This window comes from Halorubrum cibi (genome assembly GCF_900182635.1).
In the GTDB taxonomy this organism is placed as follows: Archaea; Halobacteriota; Halobacteria; order Halobacteriales; family Haloferacaceae; genus Halorubrum; species Halorubrum cibi.
The window spans coordinates 243,710-258,626 of the sequence record NZ_FXTD01000002.1 but is presented as its reverse complement, the minus strand read 5'-3'; the positions used below and the strand labels follow the sequence as shown (position 1 = coordinate 258,626).

The window sequence follows — 14,917 nt, the reverse complement described above, 5'->3', positions numbered from 1 at the left end:
CTCCGTCTCCGCTCTGAAGTCGGCGACCGGAGACGCCGCGTCACTTTTCGCGCCCGCTATCGCCGGAGTCCGGCCTCCTCGTCGTCCTCGACGAACCGGACGGTGAAGTAGTCGTAGCCGCCGTAAGCCGCCTCCAGCGCGCCCATCCACCAGTTCCAGCGTTCGACGAGCGAGGAGCCCTCGGGCGCGTCCGAGAGGTGCCGGATCACGCCGGGGACGCTCAGCGCGTGTCCGCGATCGGTGGAGGGCTTCCCGGCGTCGGCGAGGTCGTTGGCGGCCCGGGCGATCACGCGCCGCTCTGCGGGAGTCCCCCCGAACTCCTCGGCCAACGTCCGTTCCAACCGCTTGCGATCCATGGTTTCGGTACGGTGTGCGGCTATTTGAGTCGTCCGGTGAGGGTGATCTCCCGCGTCGTCGTCCCTGTTCCGTCGACGGGTCACAGCCGCGCCGCGAGCGCCAAGAACAGCAGGGTGAACGGCGCGGAGAGCAGACCCAACGCGATCCCACCGCCGTCCGCGCCGGCGATCGACATCGCCAGCCCGACGACGAGCGAGCTGCTCCCGAGGATCGCGAGTGTGACCCGCTCGGGCACACTCGCCCGATCGGGGCCCGGAGAGCGGGCGAGAACGCCGTCGAGTGCGTCCTCGACCGCGTCGGCCCGCTCCCTCGGGACGAACAGCCACGGTGTCGACCGATACCAGGCATTCCCCCGGTACGCCAACAGGAACAGCGTCGTCCACGGCAGGTCGATCCGGCGGGTCCGGACCACGGATTCGAGGTCGTCGGACCGGGTCCGATCGTGCGTGTGGTCCGTCCGCTCGACGACGCGCTCTGCGGGATCGAGTCGGACCGACGTTCCCTTCGACCCGGCGAGGGTCGGCAGGAACCAGATCAGGGGAAAGAGGTAGAACAGCCCGATCTCGGCCGGCGAGGGTCCCCACACCCAGAGCGCGCCGAACGGGACCGCACCCGCGAGCACCCACGCGGGCCGGATCGACTCCCGCGAGAGCGAGTAGTCGCCGACCGCCGACCGGACCTTCGATCGAGCCTCTTCAGTCGACTGGTCGTAGGCGATCAGCAGGTAGAGAAGCGAGAACGGGCCGCCGACGAGGAGGAGCACCGCGAGCACCCACAGATCGCTTCCCCCGCCGAACCCGCCGCCGGTCGCCGCGGTCCAGACCGCCTCCGTCACGCCGACGGCGACGATCCCGGCGACGAGGAGGATTCCGACCGCGACGACGAGACTCACGCCGAGCGCGACCGACCGGAGCCGATCGTGTCGTACCGGTCCCCACTCGATCGGGTCGGATACCGGATCCGGTTCGGTCGTCGTCCGGGAGTCCGCACCACTGGTCGACTCGACGACCGCGTCGGTCGCGTCCGCCGTGTCGGTCGATTCGGCCGACTCGACCGTCTCGACCGACTCCCCGGCGGAACCGCTCTCGGAGGGCATCTCGGGTCTCGGTAGACGTGGCGCGCTGTTAAACCTGACCGCCGGACGGGCCGGCGACGGCTATTCGACCGTCTCGGCGGGCGCGGTCGCCTCTGGCGGCTCCGCCGGCTCGACGTTCCCGAGCCGGAGCGCGTTGCCGGTGACGCCGAGGCTCATCCCCATGTCGCCGACGATGACCGCCATCGCGACGGTGACGTAGCCGAACGGCGCGCCCGCGGCGAGCAGCGCCTTCACGGCCAGTGACGCGCCGATGTTCGTCCGGATCGTCCGCCCGGCGCGCACCGAGAGGTCGATCACGTACGGGAGCCGGGTCAGGTCGTCGGCCATGAGCGCCACGTCCGCGGTCTCGAGGGCGGTGTCGGTGCCGGCCGCGCCCATCGCGATCCCGACGTCGGCGGCCGCCAGCGCGGGGGCGTCGTTGATCCCGTCGCCGACCATCGCGACCCCGCCGTCGCTCTCCGCGCCGATCTCGCGGACCGCATCGACTTTCTCCTCCGGGAGCAGTTCGGCGCGAACCTCGTCGACGCCGACCGCCTCGCCGATCGCGCGGGCGGTCCGCTCGTTGTCGCCGGTGAGCATCACGACGCGCTCGATCCCGAGCGCGTGGAGCCGGTCGACCGCCCACGCCGCCTCCGGTCGGACGGTGTCGGCGACCGCGATGACGCCCTCCAGCCGCTCCTCGGTGCCGACGAGGACGACCGTCTTGCCCGCGGCCTGGAGCCGCGGGATCGTCTCGCCGGCGAGATCGAGGTACTCCCCGTGCTCGCAGGGCTCGGGCTCGTCGATCCCGTCGGTATCGCTCGTCTCCGCAACCCTCTCGAGGACCCCGCCGTCGGTCCTGACGTGGGCGTGACCCAGATCGAAGCCGAGGTCCTCGAACAGCGACGGATTGCCGGCGTAGTGGGCCACTCCGTCGATCTCGGCTCGAACGCCCTTCCCGGCGAGCGCCTCGAAACCGGTCACATCTCGGTCGGCGTCGTCTCTCTCGGCGTCGATCTCGTCGCGCTCCTCGCCGTACGCCACGATCGCCTCCGCGACGGGGTGTTCGCTCCGTCGCTCCAGAGCGGTCGCACGCGCGAGGAGGTCGTCGGTGTCGGTCCCGCCGAGCGGGACGGCGTCGGTGACCGCGAGGTCGCCGGTCGTGAGCGTCCCCGTCTTGTCGACGGCGACGGCGTCGACGTCGCCCGCGGCCTCCAGGTGTTCGCCGCCCTTGATCAGGACGCCGTTGCGCGCGGCGGCGGTGACCCCCGAAACGACGCTGACGGGCGTCGAGATGACGAACGCGCACGGACACGCGATCACGAGCAGGGTGAGCCCGCGGACGAACCACGTCTCGGCGGGGCCGCCGACGAAGACGGTGCCGAGGACGATCGTCGCGATCGCGGCGGTCACGACGAGCGGGGTGTAGACGCCCGCGAACCGGTCGACGAACCTCTCGGCGCGGGTCTCCTCGCCGTCCGCGGCCTCGACGAGTTCGACCACCTTCGCGATGGTGGACTCCTCGGCGGGCACGGTCGCCTCGACCTCGAGGTAGCCCGCCTCGTTGATCGAGCCGGCGTACACCTCGTCGCCCGGCTCCTTCTCCGCGGGTACCGACTCGCCCGTGATCGGTGACTCGTCGACGGCTCCCGATCCCTCGCGGACGACCCCGTCGAGGGGGACGCGCTCGCCGGGCCGGACGGCGAGTCGCTCGCCGACCGCGACCGCCGCGGTCGGCACGGTCTCCTCCGCGCCGTTCCGGATCACGACCGCCTCGTCGGGCGAGAGCTCCATCAGCTCGCGCAACGAGGTGCGCGCGCGGTCGATCGAGAAGCGCTCCAACAGCTCCGCGGTCGAGAACAGCACCGCCAGCGTCGCCGCCTCGAACGGGAGGTCGATGAGCAGCGCCGCGACCACCCCGATCGACATCAGGAGGTCGATGTCGAGGCTCAGTCCTCGCAGCGAGTAGTAGCCGTTCCGGAGGATCGGCGGGGCCGCGGCCGCGATCCCGAGCAGGTACGCGATCGACGCGCCGGAGGCCTCCCACGGGCCGACGACGCCGACGCCCTCGCCGACCGTCGCGAAGACGGGGTTCACTCCGGGGAGGAGCCACTCGAGGACGAGCCCGACCGCGAGGAAGACGCCGCCGATCGCGGTCGCGATCGCACGGGGACTCCGCCACAGGTCGTCGGCGACCGCGTCGGCGTCCGCGTCGGCGACGGCGTAGCCCGCGCCCTCGACCGCCGCGACGATCGCGTCGGCGTCGAGGACCGCCGGGTCGTGGGTTACGACCACGACCCCGGTGGTCGGCCGCGTGTCGACCGCGAGGACGCCCGCGCGGTCGAGCGCCCCCTCGACTTTCCCCGCACAGGACGCACAGTCCATGTCGGGGACGGTGAGTCGGAGTTCGGCGCCGGTGGCGTCGGAACCGGTGGCGCCGGCGGCGTCGGCTTCGGGCTCGTCGCCCTCGGAGCCGGCCGTCCCGTTTCGTTCGTTCATTGGTGACGCCTAACCGACCGACGGTTATTAATCCACCTGCCATCCTACGCCATTTATTTATAAGTAGTTCACAATTATCGGTGATGTTTTAATAAATTAGGCACGGCGACCGCGAGTATTTATTCGTCGGTCGGCTATCGTCGGACATGACCGATTGGCGCGCGGTCGGCTACGGGTTCGTCGTCATGGTGATCGCCGGGTTGCTGGCGACGTTCGCGCCCGTGGTCGGGCACGTGGGTGCGGGACTGATCGGCGGCTTCGTCGCGGGCTACGTCGCCGGCGGCGGCCTGCTCTCCGGCACGTGGCACGGCCTGCTCGCCGGCTCCGTGAGCGGGATCGTGGTCACGCTGCTGCTCGCGGCGTTCGGGGGCCTCGTCGGGCTCGCCGGCGGCCCGCTCGGCGGACTGCTCGGCGGCGCTGGCGTTCTCGTCGTCGGGCTCTTCCTCACGTTCCTGTTCGCGATCGACTCCGCGCTCGCGGGCGCGATCGGCGGCGTCCTCGGGGAGTGAAGTCCGGAACGGTGCTCCGTCGGATCTTTCGAGAATTGATTCATGCGGTGGCGTGAGGTGCGGATGCGGGGCGGTCGAGAGGGGTGGGACGCAAAGGGGCAGCCGGGAGGCGGGGGCTTCGGAGATGCCCCCTCGTACCCACGTCTCTCGCTTCGTCCCGTCGAGCGACGTCGAATACTCTACCGTCTCACTCCCGGTCGAGGTACTCCTGTTGGATCGCGACGACCTCGCTTGAGTCCTCGCAGTCGGCGTACCGCCGGAGGGGTTCCTCGTTGAGTTCGAGGAACGTCTCACCCCACGTGAACTTCGCCATGACCCGCTCGGCGTGATCCGGTTCGCCGAGGATCGAGAGCGCGGCCGCGAACGCCTCGACGGTCGTGAGCCGCATCGGCCGGCCGAAGTTCACGGGGTTTCCGGCGACGAGGTACGGGAGCGCGCGGTGCTCGCCCGGTAGGGTGAACTGCTTCTCGCCCGCCGACTCCCACGAGCAGTCGAGCGCGACGAGCGCCTCCTCGCGGGCGAGGTCGGCGTCCGCCGGCGAGAGCGCCCGCTCGGCGTGCGGGTTGAGGACGACCCCGTACGGGGTGGAACGGTCCGATCGATGGAGTTCCGCGAGATCGAAGCGCGCGAGCTTCCGGGCCGTACACTTGTCGGGGTCGTCGTCACCCTCGTACCGGACGTGGAGGTCCACAAGTACGAGATCGGCGGAGTCGTTTATAAGGTGTGCGGAGCGGGAGAGCACGGTCACATCTCGAGAGGGAGACGAGGGTGAGAGACACGTCTAAAGCCCCAACCGCTCGGCTGTACACGAGTGCTAGCGCGGTGACGATCTCCAAAGCCCCAGCCGTGAGGCGGGCGCACGCTCGCTGTGCGCTTCGGTCGTTCGCTTCGCTCACTCTCTCCAGTGCTTGCGTCGCCTGCGCCCGCCTCACGGCTGCCCCTTCGAGTCCCACCCCGCACAGCACCGCCCCGCACAGCACCGCCCCGCACCTCACGCCTCCCCAGCCTCGTCGACTGTCCTCCGCTTCGCTCCGGCCAGTCGACTCCCTCGTGCGGGCGGCTCGCACCGCTTCGCGGTGCTCGCCGGCGCACGCCACCGCGTCTGTTTGTATGTTCTTCTGTCGCCGGATCCGGTTCACTGGGTACCGTCAAGCGCCCCCGGTACCGGCGGGGTTTTTCTTCGCCGACGCGCAGGATGGCGTATGGAGCTGTTCGCCGTCCCGGACCTCCCGGAGATCCGGAAGGGAGACGACCTCGCGGCCATGGTCGACGAGCGCGTCGACCTCCGCGAGGACGACGTCGTCGTCGTGGCCAGCACCGTCGTCTCCAAGGCCGAGGGGCGCACCTTCGACCTCGACGACTTCCTGGCGAGCCCGCGGGCCCGAGAGATCGCGGACCGGCTCTCCGAGATATCCGGCGAGGAGAAGGACCCCCGGTTCGCGCAGGCCGTCCTCGAGGAGTCGACGGAGCTGATCATGGAGGCCCCGTTCCTGCTCACGGCGACCCGCTTCGGCCACGTCGGCGTCAACGCGGGCATCGACCGGTCGAACGTCCCCGGCGGCGACCTGCTGTTGCTCCCGGAGCGTCCCTCCGAGAGCGCGGCGCGGATACGCGAGGGGCTCGCGGCCGACCGCGTGATCGTCACCGACACCTGCGGCCGACCGTTCCGCCACGGCCAGCGCGGGGTCGCGATCGGCTGGGACGGCATGCCGGCGAGCCGCGACTGGCGCGGCGAGCACGACCGCGACGGCCGCGAGATGGGCGTCACCGTCCAGAACGTGATCGACGAGCTCGCGTCGGCCGCCAACCTCGTGGCCGGCGAGGGCGACGGCGGCACCCCCGTGATCGTCGTCCGCGACTGGGCGTTCGGCGACCACGACGGCTCGGACAGTCACTTCCGCGAGGTCGAGGGCGACTTCGTCCGGCAGGCACTGCGCGACTGGAACTACGAGGCGTAGCCACGCGACACCACCAATGCTCGGCATCGAACTCACCCCCGAACACGACCCGAACCGCATCGTCGACCTCGGCGTCCGCGCCGAGGACGCCGGCTACGACGCCGTCTACTCGACGTGTCACTACAACAACCGCGACCCGTGGGCGGTCCTCTCGCGGCTCGCGACCGCCACGGAGTCAGTCCGGCTCGGCCCCGGCGTCGCCAACCCCTACGAGACCCATCCCGTGACGCTCGCCTCGCAGGTCGCCACCCTCGACGAACTGTCAGATGGGCGCGCCGTCTTCGGGATCGGACCCGGCGACCCCTCGACGCTGCGGAACCTCGGCCTCGAGGACGAGCGCGGGCTCCGCTCCGTCCTGGAGGCGTTCAAGACCGCTCAAAAATTATGGGCCGGCGAGCGCGTCGACCACGAGGGGACCTTCGACGCCAGCGAGGCGGGACTCAACTACGAGCCCCCGCAGGGCGCGTCGATTCCGGTCCACGTCGGCGGCGAGGGGCCGCACATGTGTCGGATGGCGGCGAAACACGCCGACGGCCTGCTGTACAACGGCTCGCACCCGAAGGACCTCGCGTGGGCCCGCGAGCAGGTCGACGACGGGCTCTCCGACCGGCCCGACTCGCGGGGCGACTTCGATCTGATCGCCTACGCCGCCGTCTCGGTCGCCGAGGACGGCGAGGCGGCCCGCGAGGCGGCCCGTCCCCCGGTCGCGTTCATCGCCGGCGGCGCGGCCCCGCCCGTCCTGAAGCGCCACGGGATCGACCGCGACGCCGCCGCGGCGATCGGCGAGCACGTCTCCGCCGGCGACTTCTCCGCCGCCTTCGAGCGGGTGACCCCCGAGATGATCGACGCGTTCTGTATGGCGGGGACGCCCGAAACCGTCCACGATCGTGCGAGCGCGGTGGCAGAACACGCGGACGGACTGGTCGTCGGGTCGCCGCTCGGCCCGGACCTCGAGGCCGGCGTCGACCTCGCCGCAGACGCCGTCGGCGGCCCGTTTTGACCCCGCCGGATTCTCACGGTTCGAAAATCGAGAATCGAGCCTGATAACCTCGGGGTGAGGTTCATTACCCGGTTCCGTCGAACGTCCCGTATGTCGACCGCACGACAGCGACGCGCCGGGATCCGGGACCGGTACGAGTCGCTCCTCTGGGGAACGATGGACCGGCTGGGGATCTCGAAGTCGATGGAGCGGAAGATCGTCACCGCGGTCGGGATCCAGTTCCTCGTCACCGTCGCGATCTTCCTCACGCCGTTCCTGTTCGCCGGCCCGCTCTCGTACGTCGTCTCGGGAGCCCTGTTCCTCGGCGCGATCGTGGCGATCTACAACACCCTCCTCATCGTGCGACGCGACTTCGTCGCTCCGCTCCGAGAGCTGGAGACCGGCGCGGACGCGATAGCGGCCGGGGACGTCGGCGGTGGCGGAGGTGAGGCGGGAGCCGGAACTATCGGAGACGCCGGCACCGCGCTCGCCGGCAGCGATCAGCCCGACGAGATCGGCAGCCTCGTGAACTCCTTCACCGAGGTCCAGCGCTACCTCGGAACCGTGTCGTCGCAGGCGGAGGCGCTCGCCGCTCAGGCGTTCGACGACCCCGCGCTCGAGGAGGAGGTTCCCGGCTCCTTCGGCGAGTCGCTCTCGGAGATGGCAGCGAACCTCGAGGCGTACACGACGGAGCTCGAGTCGCTCGTCGACGCCTTCGGAGATGCCGCGGAGCGCGCACAGGACGGAGACCTCACGGCGACGATCGACGCCGACGCGCTGGCGACCGACCGGCAGCGCTACGCCGAGCTCGTCGGGAACTACAACCGGCTCGTCGCCACGCTCGGCGGGACCGTCGGCGACGTCCAGTCGTTCACCGGCGACGTCGCGGCCGCGAGCGACGACGTCCGGGCGAGCATGGACGAGGTAGACCGCGCGAGCGAGGAGGTCGCCCGCTCGGTCCAGGAGATATCGGACGGCGCGGCCGCCCAGACCGACCAGTTGGAGGCGGTCTCCGGCGAGATGAGCACGCTGTCGGCGACCGTCGAGGAGATCGCGGCGTCGGCGGACGACGCCGCCGAAACCGCCCGCGGCGCGGCCGACCGCGGGCGCGCGGGCCGAGAGGAGGCCGCGGAGGCGATCGCGGAGCTGGAGACGCTCGAGACGCGGATCGCGGCGGTGTCCGCCGCGGTGGCGGACCTCGTCGACCGGGTCGGCGAGATCGACGAGATAGCCTCCGTGATAGACGGGATCGCGGAGGAGACGAACCTGCTCGCGCTCAACGCCTCGATCGAGGCCGCGCGGGCGAACGGCTCCGGGAACGGGTTCGCGGTCGTCGCCGACGAGGTAAAGTCGCTCGCGGAGGAGACCCGCGGGGAGGCGGCCGAGATCTCCGGGCGGATCGAGGAGGTCCAGGCGGCCTCCGAGGAGGCCGCCGGCGACGTGGAGGCGATGGAGTCGCAGGTGGCGGAAAGCGTCGACACGATCGAGTCCACCCTCCGCGAGTTCGAGGAGGTCGTCGAGGGCGTGACGACGGTCGACGAGACGGTCCAGGAGATAAGCGACGCGACCGACGACCAGGCTCGGACGACACAGGAGGTCGTGGACATGGTCGACGACATCGCGGCGGTCAGCGGGCAGACCGCGACGGAGGCAGAAACCGTCGCGGCTGCGGCCGAGGAACAGACGGCGACGGTCTCGGAAGTGACCCGACACGTCCACGCACTCGCCGATCGGTCCGCCGAACTGCTGGCGACGCTCGACGAGTTCACGGTGCCCACGGAGACGACGGAACCGGAGACGAAGATCGCGGCGGCGGAGGGGGAGACGACGGAACCGGAGACGAAGATCGCGGCGGCGGAGGGGGAGACGACGAAACGGGCGGAACCGCAGTCGACCTCGAGCGACGACTGATCGCGGAGCAGTCGAAAACGGACCGGACGTCAAAAACGGACCGGACGTCGAAAACGGACCGATTCGACGCCAGCGGATCGCCCGGTCTCGGCGATCCGGACGCTTCCCGACGTCTACTCGCTCCGCCCGCGGCCGCCGAGCGACGGGAGTTTCACGCCGATCTCGCCGAGGAGCGCGCCGACCGCCGCGTAGCCGAACGCGGCCACGGAGGCGACGATCAATACCTGTCCGACGACGACGAGAAGCGCCGAGAGCGGGTCGCCTGCGCCGAGGATCAGGTCGTTCGCGAAGATGTCGACGAACCGGCCGACGTCGCCGACCAGCCGGGAGACGAAGTCGATGAGCGCGATCATGGCCGGACGTTGGTCGGGGGGGTACTTGGGGTTTTAGTTCGCGAGTCGAGCCCGCACGGACCGACACCGATCGCCCTCGGCTCGTCAGTCGAGCCGGATTCACCGAACCGAACGCCTTACACCCGGCCGACTCTGACGGGTTCGACATGAACACGGTGCTGTGGGTCCTGACGGGGGTCCTCGCGTACACGGCGGCCATGACGTGGCTCCGGAACCGGGGGATCCTCCCGGACTCCGTGCGGGTCTCCGGCCCGCTCACGACCCTCCACACCCGTCGCGGGCGGATGTTCCTCGAGCGACTGGCCCGACCGCGGCGGTTCTGGCGCGCGGTCGCGAACCTCGGGCTCGGCGGCGCGCTCGTCGCGATGGTCGGCTCGTTCGTCCTCATCGTCTCCTCGGGGCTCTCCGCGCTGTCGGCCACGCAGCCGTCGGCGATCCAGCAGCCGCAGAACTTCCTCATCATCCCCGGCGTCAACGACTTCCTCCCGCTGTCGGTCGCGCCCGAGATCGTCGGCGGGCTCGCGATCGCCATGGTCGTCCACGAGGGGGCACACGGACTGCTCTGTCGGGTCGAGGACATCGAGATCGACTCGATGGGGCTCGTCTTCCTCGCGGTCCTCCCCGTCGGCGCGTTCGTCGAGCCGGACGAGGAGGCGACCCGGGAGGCGTCCCGCGGCGCGCGCGCCCGGATGTTCGCCGCCGGCGTCACCGCGAACGTCGTCCTCACGGTCGTCGTCTTCGCGCTGCTCTTCGGTCCGGTCGTCGGCGCGATGGGCGTCGCGCCCGGCTACGCGGTCGGCGAGGTGAACCCCGGATCGCCGGCCGCGGCTGCCGACCTGACGCGGGGCGACCGGATCGTTGAGGTCGCCGGCGAGCCGGTCGCGGACGCCGCCGAGTTCGAGTCCGCGCTCTCGGACGCCGACGCGGACGTCTCGATGCTCGTCGACGACGGCGACGGGGAGCGCGAGGTCACCGTCGAACGGGAGCTACAGGCGATCGGGTCCGCCGGCGGCAACCCCTTCGGCGTCACGGTGGCGGAGGACCCGACCGTCGTCACCGCCGTGAACGGCGAGCCGGTGCGGACCGAGGGCGAATTCCTCGCCGCGGTCGGCGACGACGAGCGTGCGACCGTGGAACTCGAGGGGGTCGACGGCTCGAACGCCACCGAGGTGGAGGCTCCGATCGGCGCGTACGCCGTCGGCGTCCAGGAGGACGGCCCGATCCACGACGCGGGTGCGGCGGTCGGCGAGCCGCTCACGATCGTGGAGATCGACGGCGACCGGATCCGCGACGACGACGCGCTCGCGTCGACGCTTCGGGAACGAGAGCCCGGAACGACCGTCGAGGTGGTCGCGTACACCGCCGACGACGAGCGCGTCCCCTACGACGTGGAACTCGACGCCCACCCGAACCGCGAGGGCGGGTTCATCGGGGTGAGCGTCTTCCCGGGCACGAGCGGGCTCGCGCTCGACGACGTCGGCGTCTCGGAGTACCCTGCCGGCGCGTACCTCGAATTGCTCGGGGGCGACGGCGGCGAGGGCGCGCTCGACGGCGTCGCGCTCGGCGGACTCGCGGACTCCGCGCTCGGGCTCGTCTTCGTCACGCTGATCCTCCCGCTCGGCAGCCTGTTCGGGCTGCCGTTCAACTTCGCCGGGTTCGCCGGCGGGATCACCAACTTCTACGTCCTCGAGGGCGGGCTCGCGTTCCTCGGCGGCGGGGCGTTCCTGCTCGCGAACCTGCTGTTCTGGACCGGCTGGATCAACATCCAGCTCGCGCTGTTCAACTGCCTCCCGGCGTTCCCGCTCGACGGCGGCCGGATCCTCCGGATGGTCGCGGAGGCGGTCGTGAGCCGGCTCCCGATCGGCGACCGGCACGCGGCAGTCCGGACGATCACGGTCTCCTCCGGGCTGGTCATGCTCTTCGGGCTGGTGTCGATGGTGTTCGGCAACCAGATCCTCTCGGCGCTCGGGCTGATCTGACCGGCCGCCGCGGGGACCGTCGGCCCGTTTCGAAGCCCCGTCGCCGACGAGGTCAACAGCAACGTCGGCCGCAGGGGAAACCGGTTTCTCCGCGGGGGGACACGGTGGCGTATGAGCCACTCGCGAACCGTCGAGATCGAGGGACACATCATCGACAGCGGGACGATGCAGCGGTGTTTCGGCGCGGTGATGGACCTCGGTGGGTCCTTCGACGTCGAGCAGTTCGACGTGGGGACCCACGAGGAGGCCGAGTCGTACTGCCGGATGCGCGTCTCCGCCGACGACGAGGGGACGCTCCAGGCCATCCTCCACGAGCTCCACCAGAACGGCGCGGTGTTGGAGGACCCCTCGGACGTGGCGCTCGTCGCCGCCCCCGACGACAAGGTCGTCCCCCCGGACTTCTACTCGACGACGAACCACCCGACCGAGGTGCGGTACGACGGCGAGTGGATCGACGTCGAGCAGATCGAGATGGACTGCGCGCTGATCGTCGACCCCGACGGTCCCGACGGGGAGCCGCGGGCGTACACCAAGGTGCTCAACGCCGTCGAGGAGGGCGACCTCGTCGCGACCGACGAGTCGGGCATCCGGGTGAACCCGCCGGAGCGTCCCCGCGGGTCCGGCGGCGCGTTCGGGTTCATGCAAGGGGGCGTCTCCTCCGAGCGCCCCTCGGAGTCGACGATCCGCGAGGTGGCCGCGGAGCTGCGTGAGGTGAAGGCGGCGGGCGGGAACGTGATGGTCGTCGCCGGGCCCGCGGTGATCCACTCGGGCGCGGGCGACGCGCTCGCGGACCTCGTCGAGGCCGGCTACGTCGACTCGCTGTCGGCGGGCAACGGCTTCGCGACCCACGACCTGGAACGCTCCCTGTACGGCACCTCGCTCGGGATGGACGTCGAGACGCTCGAACACCCGCGGAAGGGGCACAAACACCACATCTGGACCATCTCGGAGATAATCCGCGCCGGCGGGATCGAGGCCGCGGTCGAGGAGGGGATCGTCACGGAGGGCGTGATGTATCAGTGCGTGCGAAACGACGTCGACACCGTGCTCGCGGGGTCGATCCGCGACGACGGCCCGCTGCCCGACACGGTCACGGACGCGGTGGAGGCCCAGGACGCGATCCGCGACCAGGCCCACGACGCCGACATCGTGTTGATGCTCGCGACCCTGCTCCACTCGGTCGCGGTCGGGAACTGTCTCCCGTCGACGACGAAGACCGTCTGCGTCGACATCAACCCCGCCACCGTCACGCAGCTTCTCGATCGCGGCTCCGCGCAGGCGGTCGGCATGGTCACCGACATCGGCACGTTCGTGCCCACGCTCGCGGAGTTCGTGCTGGAGGGCGACGAGGACGCGGCGGTCGCGGAGGCGGGTGAGAACGCGTGAGCATCGAGCTCCGCCCCTACGACGCGACGACCGACGCCGACGCGCTCTACGAGCTGAAGGTCGCCTTCGAGCGCGGGCTCGGCGAGAACACCGGCGGCGACGACAAGGCGGCGACGTATGCGGGAAAGCTCACCGACGAGTACCGCGAGGCGTGGCTCGCGTGGGTCGACCGCTGCGTCGCAGACGAGCCGCGCTGCGTGACCGTCGCGGTGGACGGATCGAGTGACTCCTCCCTCGTCGGCTACGTCTTCTGTCTCCCCGAGCGGCTGGCGTTCATATGGGACGCCGCCGTCATCAACGAGCTCTACCTCGCTCCCGATCACCGGGGAACCGGCGTCGCCGACGACCTCATGGACGCCGCGCTCGAGCTCGCCGCCGACCAGGACCTCCCGCTCGACCGGCTCGTACTCGACGTCGACCCGAAAAACGAGCGCGCACAGGCATTCTACGCGCGCCACGGCTTCGAGTCGTGGGGAGAGATGGTCGCCCGGCCGGTCGGGGAGAACGTCGACTGAGCGGCGTGGACGGAGCGCGGTCGTGACCGATCGCCGCCGCCCGAAGGCTATTGGCTCGCGACCGCGAAGAACGGGCGTGACCGACACCACGCGCGAGTGGACCCTGGCCGAACGGCCCCGCGGCGAGCCGGACCTCGACTGTTTCGACCTCCGAGAGCGCGATCGCCCGGAGCCGGACCCCGGCGACCTCCTCGTCCGCGTCCGCTACCTCTCCGTCGACCCGTACATGCGCGGTCGGATGCGCGACGCGGAGTCGTACGCGGAGCCGTGGGCGGTCGGCGACGCGCTGAAGGGCGGGATCGTCGGCGAGGTCGTTTCGAGCGCCGACGACCGCTACGACGCCGGTGACCTCGTCACCGGCAACGGGACGTGGGGCGACCACGCACTCTTAGACGCCGACGAGGTCGCCCCCGTCGACCCGTCGGTGGCGGACCCGCCGGCGTACCTCGGCGTGCTGGGGATGCCCGGGCGGACGGCGTACTTCGGCCTGCTCGAGGTGGGCGAGCCGAAGCCGGGCGACACGGTCGTCGTCTCCGGCGCGGCGGGCGCGGTCGGCTCCGTCGTGGGCCAGATCGCGAAGCTGAACGGCTGTCGGGTCGTCGGCTTCGCGGGCTCCGACGAGAAGACGGAGTGGCTCACGGAGGACCTCGGCTTCGACGCCGCGATCAACTACCGGACCGCCGAGGACTACGGCGCGGCGCTCGCCGAGGCCGCCCCCGACGGCGTGGACGTCTACTTCGACAACGTCGGCGGCCCGATCACGGACGCCGTGTTCGGGGAACTCAACCTCGACGCGCGGGTCGCCGTCTGCGGCCAGATCGCCCACTACAACGACGAGGAGACGCCGACGGGGCCGCGGAAGCTCCCCCTCCTCATCGCCCCGCGCGCGAGGGTCCAGGGGCTCTTGGTGAGCGACTACGCCACCCGGTTCGGCGAGGCCGCGGAGCGGCTCGCGGGCTGGGTCGCCGACGGCGATATTGAGCACCGCGAGACCGTCGTCGAGGGACTGGAGAACGCTCCGGACGCCTTCCTCGGGCTCTTCTCCGGGGACAACGTCGGGAAGCAGGTCGTGCGGGTCTCGTCGCCGGAGTGATCAGGCGAAGGGCTCCCGATCGGGCCGCGATCGTCCACGTATCGATGGCTTCGCGGGGCCCTCCGTGGGAGAAGTGCTGCTTCAGTTACTCAGGTCTGCCCGATTCACATGCGGTGGCGTCGCCGGCTTCAAGCGAGAGCTTCGCTCTCGCCCTGCGCCTGCGAGCGCCCGAGAGGGCGCGAGCAGCACGCGAGGGACGCGGTGAGCGCTCGGAGAGCGCGAACCGCGAGGCTGGGGAGGCGTGAGGTGCGGTGCTGTGCTGGGCGGGATTCAAAGGGGCAGCCGCGAGGACGAACTCCGCCG

General features: G+C 70.8%; 13 protein-coding genes. 8 read left to right on the top strand and 5 right to left on the bottom strand.

Annotation, left to right across the window (positions count from 1 at the left end):
• Positions 1–56 precede the first annotated feature (56 nt).
• From FN829_RS03865 to FN829_RS03855, 3 genes are all read right to left on the bottom strand, one after another.
• Positions 57–356, bottom strand: a complete 300-nt coding sequence (locus FN829_RS03865; protein ID WP_142985686.1) for a hypothetical protein — start codon at positions 354–356, stop codon at positions 57–59.
• 80 nt (positions 357–436) lie between these two features.
• Positions 437–1,453, bottom strand: a complete 1,017-nt coding sequence (locus tag FN829_RS03860) for a hypothetical protein (RefSeq protein WP_142985685.1) — start codon at positions 1,451–1,453, stop codon at positions 437–439.
• A gap of 60 nt (positions 1,454–1,513) precedes the next feature.
• Complete coding sequence (locus FN829_RS03855; RefSeq protein WP_142985684.1) at positions 1,514–3,931, bottom strand: heavy metal translocating P-type ATPase; 2,418 nt, start codon at positions 3,929–3,931, stop codon at positions 1,514–1,516.
• A gap of 146 nt (positions 3,932–4,077) precedes the next feature.
• On the opposite strand from FN829_RS03855, the gene FN829_RS03850 reads away from it, so the two are divergent.
• Positions 4,078–4,440, top strand: coding sequence for a DUF5518 domain-containing protein (locus tag FN829_RS03850; RefSeq protein ID WP_142985683.1), 363 nt, complete (start codon positions 4,078–4,080; stop codon positions 4,438–4,440).
• Positions 4,441–4,627: 187 nt separating this feature from the next.
• On the opposite strand, the gene FN829_RS03845 is transcribed toward FN829_RS03850, so the two are convergent.
• A complete protein-coding gene (locus FN829_RS03845) occupies positions 4,628–5,131 on the bottom strand; it encodes a DUF367 family protein (protein WP_142985682.1) in 504 nt (167 codons plus the stop codon).
• Between the two features lie 511 nt (positions 5,132–5,642).
• On the opposite strand from FN829_RS03845, the gene FN829_RS03840 reads away from it, so the two are divergent.
• From FN829_RS03840 to FN829_RS03830, 3 genes are all read left to right on the top strand, one after another.
• A complete protein-coding gene (locus FN829_RS03840) occupies positions 5,643–6,398 on the top strand; it encodes a coenzyme F420-0:L-glutamate ligase (protein ID WP_142985681.1) in 756 nt (251 codons plus the stop codon).
• A gap of 16 nt (positions 6,399–6,414) precedes the next feature.
• Positions 6,415–7,398: a 5,10-methylenetetrahydromethanopterin reductase gene (locus FN829_RS03835; protein WP_142985680.1), complete on the top strand. Its 984-nt coding sequence runs from the start codon at positions 6,415–6,417 to the stop codon at positions 7,396–7,398.
• A 156-nt stretch (positions 7,399–7,554) separates the two neighbouring features.
• On the top strand, positions 7,555–9,288 hold the full coding sequence (locus tag FN829_RS03830) for a methyl-accepting chemotaxis protein (RefSeq protein WP_142985781.1): 1,734 nt from the start codon (positions 7,555–7,557) through the stop codon (positions 9,286–9,288).
• A 113-nt stretch (positions 9,289–9,401) separates the two neighbouring features.
• On the opposite strand, the gene FN829_RS03825 is transcribed toward FN829_RS03830, so the two are convergent.
• Positions 9,402–9,641, bottom strand: coding sequence for a hypothetical protein (locus FN829_RS03825; RefSeq protein WP_142985679.1), 240 nt, complete (start codon positions 9,639–9,641; stop codon positions 9,402–9,404).
• A 146-nt stretch (positions 9,642–9,787) separates the two neighbouring features.
• Here FN829_RS03825 and FN829_RS03820 point away from each other — a divergent pair, with 146 nt between their 5' ends.
• From FN829_RS03820 to FN829_RS03805, 4 genes are all read left to right on the top strand, one after another.
• Positions 9,788–11,620, top strand: coding sequence for a site-2 protease family protein (locus tag FN829_RS03820; protein WP_142985678.1), 1,833 nt, complete (start codon positions 9,788–9,790; stop codon positions 11,618–11,620).
• Between the two features lie 111 nt (positions 11,621–11,731).
• Positions 11,732–13,006, top strand: a complete 1,275-nt coding sequence (locus FN829_RS03815; RefSeq protein ID WP_142985677.1) for an ornithine cyclodeaminase — start codon at positions 11,732–11,734, stop codon at positions 13,004–13,006.
• Positions 13,003–13,521, top strand: a complete 519-nt coding sequence (locus FN829_RS03810; RefSeq protein ID WP_142985676.1) for a GNAT family N-acetyltransferase — start codon at positions 13,003–13,005, stop codon at positions 13,519–13,521. The genes FN829_RS03815 and FN829_RS03810 overlap by 4 nt, the downstream gene beginning before the upstream one ends.
• Before the next feature lie 76 nt (positions 13,522–13,597).
• Positions 13,598–14,614 carry an NADP-dependent oxidoreductase gene (locus tag FN829_RS03805; protein ID WP_142985675.1) on the top strand — a complete coding sequence of 339 codons (1,017 nt, stop codon included), beginning with the start codon at positions 13,598–13,600 and terminating at the stop codon, positions 14,612–14,614.
• Positions 14,615–14,917: the final 303 nt, after the last annotated feature.